The sequence below is a fragment of the Heyndrickxia sp. MSNUG genome (assembly GCF_049532715.1).
Lineage (GTDB): Bacteria > Bacillota > Bacilli > Bacillales > Cytobacillaceae > Mesobacillus.
This window is the reverse complement of the sequence record NZ_CP150978.1, coordinates 3,918,661-3,934,144: the sequence shown is the minus strand read 5'-3', so window position 1 is coordinate 3,934,144 and position 15,484 is coordinate 3,918,661. Positions and strand designations below refer to the sequence as shown.

At 40.2% G+C, this 15,484-nt stretch carries 13 protein-coding genes, 1 pseudogene and 1 riboswitch; of the genes and pseudogenes, 10 read left to right on the top strand and 4 right to left on the bottom strand.

Features of this window, described 5'->3' with window-relative positions:
• Positions 1 to 11: 11 nt before the first annotated feature.
• Complete coding sequence (locus AABM38_RS19755) at positions 12 to 2,135, top strand: glycoside hydrolase family 3 N-terminal domain-containing protein (RefSeq protein WP_423407897.1); 2,124 nt, start codon at positions 12 to 14, stop codon at positions 2,133 to 2,135.
• Between the two features lie 253 nt (positions 2,136 to 2,388).
• On the top strand, positions 2,389 to 3,651 hold the full coding sequence (locus tag AABM38_RS19750) for an exo-beta-N-acetylmuramidase NamZ family protein (protein ID WP_423407896.1): 1,263 nt from the start codon (positions 2,389 to 2,391) through the stop codon (positions 3,649 to 3,651).
• 59 nt (positions 3,652 to 3,710) lie between these two features.
• On the opposite strand, the gene AABM38_RS19745 is transcribed toward AABM38_RS19750, so the two are convergent.
• Entirely contained in the window at positions 3,711 to 3,923 is a 213-nt protein-coding gene (locus AABM38_RS19745; RefSeq protein WP_335376041.1) for a methionine aminopeptidase, read from the bottom strand.
• Between the two features lie 223 nt (positions 3,924 to 4,146).
• A complete protein-coding gene (locus tag AABM38_RS19740) occupies positions 4,147 to 4,455 on the bottom strand; it encodes a winged helix-turn-helix transcriptional regulator (RefSeq protein ID WP_423407895.1) in 309 nt (102 codons plus the stop codon).
• A gap of 187 nt (positions 4,456 to 4,642) precedes the next feature.
• Between AABM38_RS19740 and AABM38_RS19735 the strand changes: the two genes are divergently transcribed.
• The 4 genes from AABM38_RS19735 to AABM38_RS19720 all read left to right on the top strand — a co-directional run bounded on the left by AABM38_RS19735 (position 4,643) and on the right by AABM38_RS19720 (position 7,378).
• Positions 4,643 to 5,080 (top strand): DoxX family protein, encoded by a 438-nt coding sequence (locus AABM38_RS19735; protein WP_423407894.1) that lies wholly within the window; start codon positions 4,643 to 4,645, stop codon positions 5,078 to 5,080.
• Complete coding sequence (locus AABM38_RS19730) at positions 5,067 to 5,927, top strand: VOC family protein (RefSeq protein ID WP_423407893.1); 861 nt, start codon at positions 5,067 to 5,069, stop codon at positions 5,925 to 5,927. Before AABM38_RS19735 ends, AABM38_RS19730 begins: the two co-directional genes overlap by 14 nt.
• Before the next feature lie 50 nt (positions 5,928 to 5,977).
• Positions 5,978 to 6,577: an NADPH-dependent FMN reductase gene (locus tag AABM38_RS19725; protein WP_423407892.1), complete on the top strand. Its 600-nt coding sequence runs from the start codon at positions 5,978 to 5,980 to the stop codon at positions 6,575 to 6,577.
• A 165-nt stretch (positions 6,578 to 6,742) separates the two neighbouring features.
• Complete coding sequence (locus tag AABM38_RS19720; RefSeq protein WP_423407891.1) at positions 6,743 to 7,378, top strand: FMN-dependent NADH-azoreductase; 636 nt, start codon at positions 6,743 to 6,745, stop codon at positions 7,376 to 7,378.
• Positions 7,379 to 7,992: 614 nt separating this feature from the next.
• Here the strand turns inward: AABM38_RS19720 and katA are convergent.
• On the bottom strand, positions 7,993 to 9,453 hold the full coding sequence (gene katA / locus AABM38_RS19715) for a catalase KatA (protein ID WP_423410804.1): 1,461 nt from the start codon (positions 9,451 to 9,453) through the stop codon (positions 7,993 to 7,995).
• A gap of 412 nt (positions 9,454 to 9,865) precedes the next feature.
• On the opposite strand from katA, the gene AABM38_RS19710 reads away from it, so the two are divergent.
• Entirely contained in the window at positions 9,866 to 10,453 is a 588-nt protein-coding gene (locus tag AABM38_RS19710) for a cell wall hydrolase (protein ID WP_423410803.1), read from the top strand.
• Between the two features lie 223 nt (positions 10,454 to 10,676).
• Here AABM38_RS19710 and dacB read toward each other — a convergent pair.
• Positions 10,677 to 12,163 (bottom strand): annotated as a pseudogene (dacB, locus tag AABM38_RS19705) (D-alanyl-D-alanine carboxypeptidase/D-alanyl-D-alanine endopeptidase).
• 123 nt (positions 12,164 to 12,286) lie between these two features.
• Between dacB and AABM38_RS19700 the strand changes: the two are divergent.
• The 3 genes from AABM38_RS19700 (at position 12,287) to AABM38_RS19690 (ending at position 14,600) form a co-directional block, all read left to right on the top strand.
• Entirely contained in the window at positions 12,287 to 12,487 is a 201-nt protein-coding gene (locus tag AABM38_RS19700) for a hypothetical protein (RefSeq protein ID WP_423407890.1), read from the top strand.
• A gap of 322 nt (positions 12,488 to 12,809) precedes the next feature.
• On the top strand, positions 12,810 to 13,982 hold the full coding sequence (locus AABM38_RS19695) for an RNA-guided endonuclease InsQ/TnpB family protein (protein WP_423407889.1): 1,173 nt from the start codon (positions 12,810 to 12,812) through the stop codon (positions 13,980 to 13,982).
• A gap of 297 nt (positions 13,983 to 14,279) precedes the next feature.
• Positions 14,280 to 14,600 (top strand): metal-sensitive transcriptional regulator, encoded by a 321-nt coding sequence (locus AABM38_RS19690; protein WP_335432303.1) that lies wholly within the window; start codon positions 14,280 to 14,282, stop codon positions 14,598 to 14,600.
• A 59-nt stretch (positions 14,601 to 14,659) separates the two neighbouring features.
• Positions 14,660 to 14,805, top strand: a riboswitch (FMN riboswitch).
• Positions 14,806 to 15,484: the final 679 nt, after the last annotated feature.

Below are 15,484 nucleotides of genomic sequence, written 5' to 3'. Positions count from 1 at the left end.
AGGAGATGTACATGAAAAAACTGAGTAAATTATTGGTTTACTCTTTGGTTTTGCTTCTTGCTTTTTCACAAATGCTGATTGGCAGTTCGGTGAAAAAGGCAAATGCGGAGGAAACCAATAAAGTGGAAGACCTTTTGATTTATCAGAACGTGCCTGAAGCAGAGTATGAAGTCAAGGATGGAACCCTGCAATTGAAGGCTCTTCATGTTTATCGTGAAGGACACTTTATGATCGCTTCCAAAAACCTGATCTGGGAATCCGCTAACAAAAACGTAGCGGTTGTAGACCAGGATGGAAAGGTAAAGTTCACTGGGCAAAATGGAAGAACGTTCATCACCGTAACAGATGGTGTCTATAAGGACCGTATTGCACTTGATTATAAAGCGACTCCATCTTCCAAGGAAAAAGGACAAAAAGGAAAGCCTGAATCTGAAGCTGTTGTAACCAAGGAGGAAGGCAAGAGATATGACGTAATTGGCAATGCCATCAGCAAGATGACATTGGAAGAAAAAGCTGGCCAGATGCTGATGCCGGATTTCAGAACATGGAAAGGCAGTAACGTAACCGAAATGCTTCCGGAAATTGAGCAGCTTGTTAAGAAATATCATTTAGGCGGTGTCATCCTTTTCCGCGAAAATGTGGTGACAACTGAACAAACTGCCACCCTCGTTTCACAATACCAGGAGGCAGCCGAAAAATATGGCCTGTTGATGACGATCGATCAGGAAGGCGGTATTGTCACAAGGCTTCAATCTGGAACAGATATGCCAGGGAACATGGCTTTAGGAGCAGCTCGTTCACCTGAAATCGCCCATAACGTAGGTAACGCAATTGGCGAAGAGCTTGCTTCACTCGGCATCAATATGAACTTTGCGCCGGTAATGGATGTTAATAATAATCCAGACAATCCGGTAATTGGTGTTCGTTCATTCGGTGAGGACCCTCAGCTTGTAGCAGATTTAGGAGTTGCTTACACAAAAGGTCTTCAAGAAGCTGGTGTCGCGGCAACAGCCAAACACTTCCCGGGTCATGGGGACACTGCAGTCGATTCCCATCTTGGTCTGCCAGAGGTTCCGCATGATAAAGAGCGCCTGAAGCAAGTGGAGCTTTATCCATTCCAAAAAGCGATGGAAGCTGGCATTGATGCAATCATGACGGCTCATGTCACTTTCCCGAAAATTGATGGGACAAAGGCGATCTCCCAAAAAACTGGTGAAGAAATCGCTATTCCAGCTACCCTTTCTTATAAGGTGCTGACAGAATTGATGCGTGAAGAAATGGGCTATGAAGGTGTAATCACCACAGATGCGATGAATATGAAAGCAATCGCTGACCATTTCGGTGCGGTAGATGCAGCAATCCGCGCAGTCAAGGCAGGGACAGATATCGTCTTGATGCCTGTTGGGCTGGAAGAGGTTGCAAATGGTTTATTGAATGCTGTTAAAAGCGGAGAAATCTCTGAAGACCGGCTTGAAGCTTCAGTAAAGAGGATTTTAACTTTAAAGGTTAAAAGAGGAGTCATCAAGGAAGAAAATCCGGTTTCAGTAGAAGACAAAATTGCAAATGCTCTTGAGGTGGTAGGTTCTCCGGAACATAAGCAAATCGAAAAAGAAGCAGCAGAAAAGTCAATCACATTAGTTAAAAACGAATCTGCGCTGCCTTTGAAGGTAAATAGCGATGATCATGTCGTTGTAGTTGGCAATACCTATATTGGGGATTTGGCAGCTGCAATTAAGAAGCGCCATCCAAACACAACAGTCATTGCATCCACTTCATACAAATTGACAGGAGCTCAGCTTGAACAAATAAAAAATGCCAGCGCAGTTGTTGTTGGTTCCTATACATTCAGTGTTTCGGGCCGCTCACCATCAAATGCGCAAATGGTGATGATCAACCAGATTATTGAGCATGCAGATGCACCTGTAATTGGAGTCGGCATTAGGAACCCATATGACATCATGGCGTTTCCGCAAATTGACGCATATCTGACTCAGTATGGTTTTAGGCCTGCTAGTTTTGATGCCTCAGCAGGAGCAATCTTCGGAGAATTTTCACCAACAGGTAAGCTGCCAATCACGATTCCTGGACTGGATGGCGGCGTGCTTTATGGATTTGGACATGGGTTAGGTTATTAATTATATCACCTTGCTATTTATTGGCATTCCAGTTGGGATAATCCTTTTCGGAATATAAGGTGATTTTTCGGAATAAACGGTGCTGATTTCGGAATAAAAGAGAAAAATTCGGAATAAGAGGGATGGATTTCGGAATAAAATGAAAAATTTCGGAATATCTCGATCATCCCTTTTTAAAACACATTGCTTTCTCATTAAAAAAAGGCAGTTTTTATACTGAAATAAAAAATAACTGGAAACAGGAGTGAGATTGATGAAAAAATGGCTAGTCACAGTCCTTACAACTGTCCTGATCCTATCTTCATTGACCGCGGCAATGGCCGACCATGACAACGGCCAGGGAAAAAGCCAGGATCATAAAAAGTTTCAGGTTGGTGCAGAGGCACTTTTAAGCGATCACAAGGATTTAATTAAAGGCAAGCGTGTAGGTCTAATTACGAATCCGACTGGTGTTGACAAGAACATGACAAGTGTTGTCGACTTGCTTTTCAACGATCCGGATGTGGAATTGACGGCATTATATGGCCCAGAACACGGTGTAAGGGGAAGCGCGCAGGCTGGAGCGTACGTTGAGTATTATATTGACGAAAAAACGAATCTACCGGTTTACAGCCTTTATGGAAAGACAAAAAAGCCTACACCTGAAATGCTTGAAAACGTAGATGTCCTTCTTTTTGATATCCAGGATGTAGGGACACGATTCTATACGTACATCTATACAATGGCTTATGCAATGGAAGCTGCAAAAGAAAACAATATTCCATTCATCGTTCTTGACCGTCCAAATCCTCTTGGTGGTCATAAAGTGGAGGGACCTGTTCTGAAACCTGAATACAAGTCGTTCGTAGGCAACTATGAAATCCCGCTTCGCCACGGAATGACAGTTGGGGAACTGGCAAAGCTTTTTAACAAAGAGTTTAATATTGGTGCAGATTTAACTGTAGTGGAAATGAAGGGCTGGAAACGCACAATGTTTTATGATGAAACACCGCTTGAATTCGTTCCGCCATCTCCAAATATGCCAACTTTGGACACAGCTTTAGTGTATCCAGGAGCAGCATTGATCGAAGGAACAAATGTTTCTGAAGGAAGAGGCACGACCAAGCCTTTCGAATTAATCGGTGCGCCTTTTATCAATTCGGATGACCTTGCTGCTGAATTGAACTCTCTTAATCTACCAGGAGTGAAGTTCCGTGCAGCATCGTTCATTCCTACTTTTTCAAAACACTCTGGTGTCCTTTCTCATGGAATTCAGATTCATATCACGGACAAGAATTCTTACAAGCCAGTTGAAACAGGTCTTCACATTGTAAAAACAATCCATGACATGTATCCTGAAGACTTCCAGTTCCGTGCAGAAGACAGCAAGGGAATCTCCTTCTTTGATCTTCTATCTGGTAATGGGTGGATCAGGGAGGCAATTGAAAATGGACAATCCGTTGATGAAATGAAAGCACAATGGGAAGATGAATTAAATCAATTCAAGCAGGTTAGGGAAGAATATCTCATCTACTAAGTTCAATAAAAAATGGCCGCTGTATGAATGATAACAGCGGCCATTTTTATTTTGGCAAATCAATTCGCACTTGCATTCCAGTCTGTATACAGCCCGCTCCCGTTGCAGCCAGGGCATTCATAAGGGGCAGCATAATAAACAAACTCATTTGCAGAAAAAGGATAATATCCTCTCCCATGGCAGTCCGGGCATTTATTCTGATCTTTCATATTGGCAATATGGTTTTCATATCTAGTATTTCTCCATTGGTTCAATGCATTTAATAATCCCATTTCCGTTCACCTCCAGTTCTATACATATAGTTTGGAGAAATTTAACTCATTTTATGTATAGTTTATGGAGAATGTTGGATTTTGCGCAGGTACTAGCACAGAGCATATCTTGATTATTGTTTTTTGCTTATATTCCATGAAAAAAGCACTCTTTCCGATGGAAGAGTGCTTTTTTCACAAATTGATCCGATCTATATAAACTTTATGCTGATATGTGAAAAATTTAGACCTCAAGCCAGCTTTGTGACCATTTTTCTATTTCTTTCATAAGAGGCTGAAGGGCCAGACCTTTATCAGTTAGTGAATATTCGATGCGAACTGGAGTTTCTGGATAAACTTCTCGTTTTACAATTCCTTCGTTCTCCAAATCCTTTAACCTCTCAGAAAGTACCCTGCCACTAATTCCAATGGAAGATTCTATGCTGCAAAAACGCTGAGGACCAGAAAGCAGCTGGTAAATAATCATTCCCGTCCAGCGCTGGCTCAAGATACTCATAGCTTTTTCAAATCTAGGGCAAATTGATTTATCCAATTAAATCACTCCTTACTTATATTATAAACACTTAAATCAAAAAATAAATTACTTTTTATAAAAAACATACTTGACGTAATCTAATTATAAAAATATAATTACTTACATAAAGTAACTAACTAACGAATTGCGCAAAAGTTATTATTTTCGTTGGATCCAATAATCATAATTAAGGGAGATTAAGATAATGTTAAAAAATAATGAAATAGGTTCAACCATCTTAAGAGTTTTTTTAGGAGCTACATTCTTAATTCACGGTGCAGCAAAGTTCCAGGGCGGCATTGAGAATACAGTTGGTTTCTTTGAAAGTCTTGGCTTGCCAGGTTTCTCTGCATATCTTGTAGCCCTTATTGAAGTCGTTGGCGGTTTAGCAATGATATTGGGAGTAGGGACAAGAATCGTTTCACTTTTATTTGCAATCGTTTTGGCGGTTGCGATCATCAAAGTAAAAGTTGCCGGCGGATTTCTCGGTAACGGGCAAATGGCAGGTTATGAACTTGATTTAGCATTAATGATGATTTCCATATATCTTGCTATCACAAACAAGTCCCTTTTTGCTTTAGACAATGTTCTTTTTCAATCAAATAATAGAAATGAAGGAGGCAATAAACATGAATTTTCATAAGCCGCCAGTCACATTCGTTGGCCAGGTAAACCTTAAAGTGCAGGATTTGCAGCGTTCTCTAACTTTTTACAAAGATGTAATAGGCTTTAAGGTGTATGAACAAACGGAAAAATCAGCAAAGCTGACTGCTGATGGAAAAACAGTTTTATTATCGATTGAACAGCCAGAAGATGTCATTCCGAAGCAGGGAAGGACAGCTGGCCTGTATCACTTTGCACTCTTGTTGCCTGAACGCGCAGATTTAGGAAGAGTATTAAAGCACTTGCTTCAAGTAGGCTATCCATTGCAGGGAGCATCTGACCACCTTGTAAGTGAGGCTCTGTATTTAGCTGATCCAGACGGAAATGGAATTGAAATTTATACAGATCGTCCAGCTTCGGAGTGGGAATGGAAAGATAGCTCTGTAGTAATGGCAACTGAAGCGATGGATGCAGAAAGTGTTCTTGCAGAAGGTATGCCAGGATCATGGGATGGACTTCCTGAAGGTACAGTTATGGGGCATATCCATTTGCATGTTTCAGAACTAGTAAAAACAGAAGAGTTTTATACTAAAGGATTAGGATTTGAAGTTGTAAGCCGCTACGGACCGCAGGCGTTATTCATTTCGACTGGTAAATATCATCACCATATTGGACTGAATACCTGGAATGGAGTTGGCGCTCCAGTACCGCCGGCTAACAGTGTTGGACTCGAATCCTATACTCTAATGCTGTCAAATGAGGAGTCTGTAAAAGAAACGGTAGCCCAGCTAGAAAAGATCGGAGCCGCTGTTACTGATGTAAATGGAAGCTTTGTAACTTCTGATCCTTCTGGAAATCGTATTATCTTGCAGGCGGTTAAGCAATAGGGAAGATGTTATCAACTAATGGCAGGAATTTTTAATAGGCGGTGTGAGGAATGAGTTTTTTTAATAAATTATTTGGAAGAAAAACAAGGGAGGAAGAAACAATGACAACAGCAAAAATGAATATTGGTATTATTTTAGGAAGCACACGCCAGGGTAGGGTAAGTCCACAGGTTGGTGAATGGGTTAAGGAGATTGCTGATCAACGTGGAGATGCAAATTATGAAATTGTCGATATCGCAGACTTTCAGCTGCCTTTCTTAGGTACAACTGATGGAACTGAACCAGGAATTGCTGCATGGAATGAAAAACTGGGCAGCCTTGACGGATTTGTTTTCATTGTACAAGAGTACAATCACAGTATCACAGGAGCTTTGAAAAATGCGCTTGATTTTGCCCGTGAGGCATGGAATGACAAAGCAGCTGGGATCGTAAGCTACGGTTCAACCGGCGGAGCCCGTACAGCTGAACATTTACGAGGAATTTGCGGTGAATTAAAGATTGCAGATGTCCGTACACATCCAACTTTATCTCTATTCACAGACTTCGAAAATGGTACACAATTTAAACCTCAATCCTTGCATTTAGCTAATGTTAACACAATGCTTGATGAGGTAGTGGCATGGAGCGGAGCATTGAAAACTTTGAGATAATCTCAAGCTATTACCCTAGATTGATAGAGCCCAAACTTGTTTGAGCATTTTTATTGACCAGCAGGTAAAAATACATTAATATCTCGATATAAATAATTTTTAATTCGAGATATATTCAACTCGAGATATTTATAATAAACCAGGAAAGAAAAGGTGAGATACATCATGGCAAAGGTTTTATACATCACAGCACACCCGCTAAACGAGGATCAATCAGTCAGTTTGGCAACAGGAAAAGCTTTCATCGAGACTTACAAAGACGTTAATCCTAATGATGAAATCGTTCATTTAGATTTGTTTAAAGAAAACATCCCGCAAATTGATGCAAATGTTTTAGGTGGTTGGGGCAAGCTTCAAAAGGGAACAGCATTTGAAGATCTTTCTTCAGAGGAACAGGCAAAAGTTGGCCGCCTGGCTGAACTTGTTGAGCAGTTTACTGGAGCAGACAAATTCGTATTCGTCACTCCGCTTTGGAACTTCTCATTCCCGCCTGTTATGAAAGCATATCTTGACTCAGTAGCGGTTGCAGGCAAGACATTCAGATATACTGCAGATGGCCCTGTCGGATTGTTAACAGACAAAAAGGCTTTGCATATTCAGGCACGTGGAGGTTACTATTCAGAAGGACCAGCTGCTGAAGTTGAAATGGGCCATCGCTATTTGGCAACGATCATGAATTTCTTCGGTGTTCCTTCCTTTGAAGGTGTATTCATTGAAGGCCACAATGCAAATCCTGAAAAAGCTCAGGAAATCAAAGAAAACGGAATTGCACGTGCGAAGGACATGGCTCACACATTCTAATGAAAAAACGAAAGCAGGCCAATTGCGGCCTGCTTTTTACATTACTAAAGAACGCAATTCTTGATGTCTTTGCCCGCCAGCCCTAGTGTTGTTTCAATTGGAACATTAAAAAGGGGAAAAAGCGGAATCTGATGTTCCAATAGGCTTCATTGGAACATCGAAAAGAGGAAAAAGTGGAATCCAATGTTCCAATAGTCCTTATTGGAACATCGAAAAGAGGAAAAAACGGAATCTGATGTTCCAATAGGCTTCATTGGACCATCGAAAAGAGGAAAAAGTGGAATCTGATGTTCCAATAGGCTTCATTGGAACATCGAAAAGAGGAAAAAGCGGAATCTGATGTTCCAATAGGCTTCATTGGAACATCGAAAAGAGGAAAAAGCGGAATCTGATGTTCCAATAGGCTTCATTGGAACATCAAAAAGAGGGAAAAGTGGAATCTGATGTTCCAATAGGCTTCATTGGAACATCGAAAAGAGCCTCTTCAATTTTCCACTATGCATTTTAGGACACCCCCCAACTCAAAATCATTTAGCCAAGCTAGAGGGACTACAACATTAATTTTTAAAAAAAGTAAAAAGGGTGCCCTAAAAGGACACCCTTATTGTCAAATATTAAACTTCCTGTGGTACCTGCAAGCCTAATCCTTGAGCGATGCTTGTTCCGTATTCTGGATCTGCTTTATAGAAATGGCCGATCTGGCGGAGCTTGATATCATCACGTTCAACTGGCTTCATTGCCGCAACAATGTTGGCAACAAGGCGAGTGCGCTCTTCTTCATTCATCAAGCGGTATAGATCACCAGTTTGAGTATAGTGATCATGATGGTCATAGCCGACATTCTCTGCAACACCGCTGACTGGGAAGGAAGCCTGTTTGTGCTCATTCACTTCAGTAGGTCCTCCAAAACTATTAGGTTCATAGTTTACTGATTTTCCCCCATTGCCGTCAAAGCGCATCTGCCCATCACGCTGGTAGGAGTTTACTTCTGATTTTGCCCGGTTGATTGGAAGGTGTTGATGGTTAGCACCTACACGGTAACGATGGGCGTCAGCATAAGCGAACAAACGGCCCTGAAGCATTTTATCAGGTGATACATCAATACCCGGTACAAGTGTTCCAGGAGAGAAGGTAGCCTGCTCAACCTCTGCAAAATAGTTTTCCGGATTTCGGTTCAAGACCATTCTTCCGACTTCAATTAATGGATAATCCTTTTGAGACCATACCTTTGTTACGTCGAATGGATCGAAACGGTATGTGTTCGCATCCTCTAGAGGCATGATTTGAACATACAGCTTCCATGCAGGGAAGTCGCCATTCTCAATTGCGTTGAATAAATCTTCTGTGTGATAGTCAGGATTTTCACCGGCAATCTTAGCAGCTACATCTGCTGACAGGTTCTTGACGCCCTGCTCAGTCTTGAAGTGATACTTCACCCAGACACCGTCACCTTCTGCATTTGTCCATTTAAATGTATGGCTGCCAAATCCATGCATATGACGGAATGTAGCAGGTATGCCCCGGTCAGACATAAGGATTGTTACTTGATGCAGTGATTCAGGAGATAGAGACCAGAAATCCCAAACCGCATTTGGATTCTTCAGATGTGTCTGCGGATCTCTTTTTTGAGTATGGATGAAATCAGGAAACTTAATGGCATCACGGATAAAGAATACTGGTGTATTGTTTCCAACGATATCGTAGTTTCCTTCCTCTGTATAAAACTTCACGGCAAATCCACGAGGATCACGGACTGTATCTGCTGATCCCAGTTCACCGGCAACTGTCGAGAAACGGATAAACATAGGTGTCTTTTTGCCAACTTCAGAAAGGAAATCAGCCTTTGTGAATTCGGATACGTCATTTGTCACTTCAAAATATCCATGAGCTCCAGCGCCTTTTGCGTGTACTACACGCTCAGGAACACGTTCCCGATTAAAATGCGCCAATTTTTCTAAAAGGTGTACATCCTGAATTAAAGTAGGACCCCTTGATCCCGCTGTCATCGAATTCTGGTTGTCCCCAACTGGCGCTCCCCAGCTTGTTGTAAGCTTCTTATTTTGATTATTGCTCATCATCAACCCGCCTTTATAATGTATTTTTGAATAACTAAATGATAACACTTTTCATTTGAAAATCAATACTAAATTATAATTATTTTAAAATAGGAATTAGTACAAGTTGTTGAACCCTCTCTAAATATATGTATTACAATGTTCGGATTTTAGAAAAGAATTTTGAAAAATCCAAAGTTACAGACTTGTAACCTTTGTAAAATTTGAACCGAATATTGTTAAGAATGGATAGTTGAGGAAAAAGGTAGGGGATGGAATAACTTTCTAGGTTTAAGATGATTAAAGCTGTACCGGGGTTCAGAAGAGTAATAGTTTGATTGGCACTTATTGGACAATGAATAACTATATTACAACTGCTAGCCTTATTAGTAGAGAGAAGCAACATTACTGGGAGGAATAGAAAATGAGAAAAATGAAAAAGAGATTGGCAGCGCTGACAGCAGCGGTATCATTATCCTTATTTGCAATGAACGGTGCTGCAGAAGCTGCAACACACACAGTGAAAACTGGCGATACATACTGGGGAATAGCAAGCACTTATGGAGTGCCCTTGCTTAACCTAAAGAAAGCAAATAACGCAACTAGCTATCTATTATATCCTGGCCAGAAGCTGACAATTCCGGCATCGCCTGTATCAGCGGCAGACCAGGACTTATTGGCTCGTCTTGTTCATGCTGAAGCAAAAGGGGAGCCATACGCTGGTAAAGTCGCAGTAGCGACAGTTGTCCTCAATCGAGTGGCAAGCCCGGATTTCCCTAATACTATCAGAAGTGTAGTCTACCAAAAATCTAACGGCTACTATGCATTCACGCCAGTAAAGAATGGTGCGATTAACACCCCAGCAGATGCTGATTCTAAGAAGGCTGTAAAAGAAGCACTTGCTTTTAAGGGCAATGGAAAAGGATCTTTGTTCTTCTTCAATCCTAAAACTGCAGTGAGCAAATGGGTATTCTCAAGAGAAGTAACAGTGACAATCGGAAATCATCGTTTTGCGAAATAAGACGATTTCGGAATAAAATTGAAATTTCCGGAATAAATGAGTTGTTTTCCGGAATTAAACGAGATTATCCGGAATAAATGACTTGAAATCCGGAAAATATTAATAATTTCCGGAATATCATCGTTCGTACCTGCGCCTATCGTTAAACGTATTCAGGATAAATGCAAAATTTAAAGACCCAAAAAAGCTGTACAGATTCTCATCTGTACAGCTTTTTTATCATTTAAGGCTGTCTTGCCAGCACTTCAACGACTCTATCTTCAATTTGCTTTCCAGCTTCATCATCCAGCAGATTGTTTAATAAAATGGCGAAAATAAGCGTTTTACCGCTGCTGGTTTTTACATAGCCTGCTAATGTATGGACACCTATCAACGATCCGGTTTTAGCAATTACGTTCTCCTTCATCGGTTCTGTATTCATTCTGCTGCGCATGGTGCCTCCTTTCATTCTATCGCTAGCACCGGCTACTGGCAGGGAATGCTTAAACGTTTTGTACCATTTTTCCTTCTGAACTTGATACAGGAGGGAGGTGATTTCATTGGCAGGTACCAGGTTTGCATGGGAGAGTCCTGATCCGTCTCTCAAAACTAGCTGATCAGAATTTACTCCCATCTCCGCTAATTCAGAACTCATGACCTCAAGTCCTTTATCCCAGCTGCCCTCATCATGGACAAATTTGCCCATTTCCTTCACTAATACTTCTGCATGACCGTTATTGCTAAGCTTCATGAAAGGAATCAGAAGTTCCGAAAGAGGCATGGAATTATGTGAAATTAATTTGTTCATAGAATCTTTAGCTGGGCCAAATTTTATTTTCCCAATAACTTTAATTCCTTGACTTTCAAAGGACCTTTTAAAAGATCCATCGCATACATGGAAGGCTCCCAAACTGCAACCCACTCTTTCTTTTTATTCGCATCTGCTGGAATGGTACCAGTTACTAAAATAGTATTTTCACCATGTTTCCGCTCGATATCAATATCATATTTCCCTTTTGCAGCCACTGTTTTTGTTTGATTTTCGATATGAACATAATCTGTATTCGGCTCAATTAAAATGATTGCTTTGCTGCCTTTCTTGGTTCCGGGATGAATATTAAGGATGACCGTGCCTGAATCATAGTCATTGTTGGGTGAAGCGGTTAAAGCCGAAATTTGGGATCCGTAATATTCATGTTCGTCGGTCCATGTTAAATCAGTAGAGTAACGAACATCATCGTACCAGGTGTCATCGGCAATTAAATCACCCTCAATTCTTTTGATTCCCTTTTCTTTAATCATTTTAGCGATTTTGTTAAAGTCATCAGGCAGAAGTGTCGGATCGCCTTTGCCTTTTAAATAGAGATCTCCTTCAAGAGTTTTGCCGTTGATTTTCCCATCTGCAAAAACCTCGGTTATAAAGGTGTAATCCTCTCCTAAAACAGAGAGCGCGGCGGAAGCGGTGAATAGCTTCAATACAGAGGCTGGCTGTAAGCGGGTGGATCCGATATGTTCATACAGCAGCTCCCCATCCTCGGCAGACCGTACACTTACTCCTGCTAATGACCCTTTGAGATATGGTTCATCATTTAAAATTTCAGTGATTTCTTTCGACAATTCTCCGCTTGGTTCAAATGCTTGTGCAGGCGGCTCTTCAGGTTTAAAGTAAGCGATTAATGGCAATATTGTTAATGATAAAATAACGATAAATAGTGCTGTTTTCTGTCTCAACTCATCTTTCATTCCTTTCATTGGCGTATAGAAACCCAGTATTTCGACAAGAATTTTCCCAATAAACAACTAGTAAAGTCTATGATAATCTTTTCATTAATATAAGGTTTAGGAGGGAAAAAAATGAACCGATTCATGTGGAATGTCTTACTCATTGTAGCCATCGGAACAGGATTTTACTTCTATGTCCATTTAATTTTTTCAAAGGTCACCGATCCTCTGTACGGTTCTTTGGCCCTGCTTCTGGGGTGTCTATTCGCAGCAGGCATTTCCAGAGAACTTATGCAGTCTACTCAGACTGAACAAGAGAACAGCCAGATATAGTAACACTCCTGTATGGGGGTGTTTATTTTTTTTGCAAGGCTGTTTTCCAAAACTACTTTAACAAGTTCGGTCGCAAAAGTTAGAAATCCTTTCAAGCAACGAAAATGGTTTGTGAAATTTCCAATTTAAAATAGATTTTTTGGCAGATGAGATATTATAATTTCTGGAGAGAAGACTCCTTCCTCAAAATGCGTTAGCCTGTAGGTGGGAGATGAATCGCTTCTTTCTTGTTTTTTTGCTACTAAAAAAAGAGCTTACAAAAGACAAACTGGTGTTCTGTTTGGTAAAATATACTTATCAAAAATAGATTGAGGTGACGAAAATGCCAACGTTAACGATTAAAATTCCTTTGTTTGAACCAACCAATGTGAAAAAAGAAATGTATGAAACCATGCGTTCTAACTTTTCTGATGCATGTAATCAAGCTATACAATTGAAAAAAGACGATTCAAAAATGAAGGCTTCAGAAATCGATAAACAATTGGGTCATTTTCTGTTGCCTTCTACTTTAGTTCAAGAAGCTAGAAAACTAGCGGTTTCTCGTTATCAGGATTGGAACAAAAACAAGAAAACCAAAGGTTTTCCACGTTTTAAAAAGAAAATTTCCATTCCATTTAATAATCAAAATTGGAGACTTCGTTTTGATAATGGGTTTCTAAAATTGGGCATTCCAACTTTAGAAGAAGGCAACTTAACGGTTGATAAGTATGTACCTTTAAAAACAAATAATTATAGCCTATTTTGGGTGAATTTTCTTTTACATGGAGAAATGGATAAGAAATCAAAATTCTTTAATAAATCTTATGAAACTATCTCCAAACCAAGGAAAAGCAACGGTCACTTATTCTTCAAAAATGGAAAGTGGTTCTTTTCTTTCGTCATTTCTTTTGTATCGCAGAACGAAGTTCTACATTCAAAAGCTATTGGTGTAGACCGTGGATTAAAATACATTGCTGTCGCTGGAGATAGTGAAACTGGCGATTACCTTCATTTTGACGGAAAAAATATTGGACATATTCGCAGAAAGTTTTCTCGATTAAGACGAATTCTTATGAAGAATAGGAATTTGAAAGCTCTTAAACGATTAGAAAACAAAGAACAGCGAATTATCCAAAATTGGAACCATGTGATTTCGAAACAAATTGTTGAATTCGCGCAAAAATGTGGGGCATCCATTATTAAAATTGAAGACCTATCCAACATTCGCTCGATGAAAAAGTTTTGGAAGAGTGCCGACCGAAACATTAACTCTTGGGCTTTCTTTGACCTGGAATTAAAACTTACTTATAAAGCACAGCTAGCCGAGCTTGTTGTGCAAAAAGTAAATCCATTCAAGACTAGTCAAGAATGTTCAAAATGCGGAAATACAAAGAAAATGAACCGTAGAGGTTCTCTATACTCATGCTCTTGCGGATATAAGAAAAATGCTGACGTAAACGCCAGCTTTGTGATTTCCACAAGACCATCTATAAATGAAAATTTAACTGCGGCCTAAATACCGTTACGAATCGTTTCATGCGTTTCGTAAGGCGCCTGACTGCGCTGTACACCTAGCTAATGACGCTCTACCCGTTCTTTGTTCTTAACGGATAATGGGACTGAGAAGAGGTAACGGTAATCATCTAGCGGTAATTCTGAGTTTTTCTCAGTCTTTCTCCGTTAGAATCCCCTTCCTTAAAAATTCATTAGAATTTTAGGTGGGGGAGAATGTCAAGAGAAGTACTGTGTGGGGGTATGATAAGATTAAGATAAAAATAAAGGGGGTTTTCGATTGGATATCCTTGAAACAGGAATGGACCCATCTGAATGTGAGGACAGCTGCTGTTCTTCTGAGCGGAAGAGCCATCACTCTGATAAAACAAAAAAGAACCTTGTCACCAGATTGAATCGGATCGAAGGACAGATTCGCGGTATCAAGGGACTGATTGAAAAAGATACGTATTGTGATGATGTGATCACCCAAATATCCGCCACACAAGCAGCATTGAACAGTGTAGCCAAGCTCCTTTTGGAAGGCCATATGAAATCCTGTATTGTCGAGCGCATCCAGGAAGGCGACAATGAAGTCATAGATGAGTTGCTGACGACAATCGAGAAATTGATGAAAAAATAGCTAAATGTTATTTATTCGTAATTTGAATTTTTGTACTGTATAATGGCGGTAATAATTAAATATTCCTTCGGGGTCGGGTGAAATTCCCAACCGGCGGTGATGAAGCTGATGCTTCTTAGTCCGTGACCCGGTTAACATTTGTTAAACGGTGGATCTGGTGAAACTCCAGGGCCGACAGTTAAAGTCTGGATGGGAGAAGGGAAAAAACGAGGATTAAAAAATAGGGTGAAGTCTGCCCATTTATATACCCTCTAGTTCAATGTTGCCTTTTTCAGACCCCGAGACGCTTATGTTTCGGGGTCTTTTTGTTTCTTTCTTTTGTTGTTTGAAATGAATTTTATTAAAAGAGAGATGACTAGAGCGGAAATCGCACGACTCTGGCGGAGCAGGTGAGAGGTTTAGGGTCTCTTGGATACCTAAAACTAAAAGAACAGAAATTGGAAAAATAGGTCACCAATAAAACTTCTTGGATACCTAAAAGAACAGAAATTGGGAAAAGTGGTATCCAATAAAGCCTCTTGGTTACATAAAAGAACAGAAATTGGAAAAAGTGGTATCCAATAAGATCTCTTGGATACCTAAAAGAACAGAAATTGGAAAAAGAGGTATCCAATAAGGCCTCTTGGATACCTAAAAGAACAGAAATTGGAAAAATAGGTACCCAATAAGGTCTCTTGGATACCTAAATGAACAGAAATTGGAAAAATAGGTACCCAATAAGGTCTCTTGGATACTAAAAAGAACAGAAATTGGAAAATGAGATCGTCAATAAAGTCTATTGGTTATTTAAAAGAACAAAAAATGGAAAAGATGTGCATCCAGAACCCTTTTTCACAAGCGAATGGGCCTGAAAAGCCTCAAGGAACAATAGTAAAAAGTGGGTT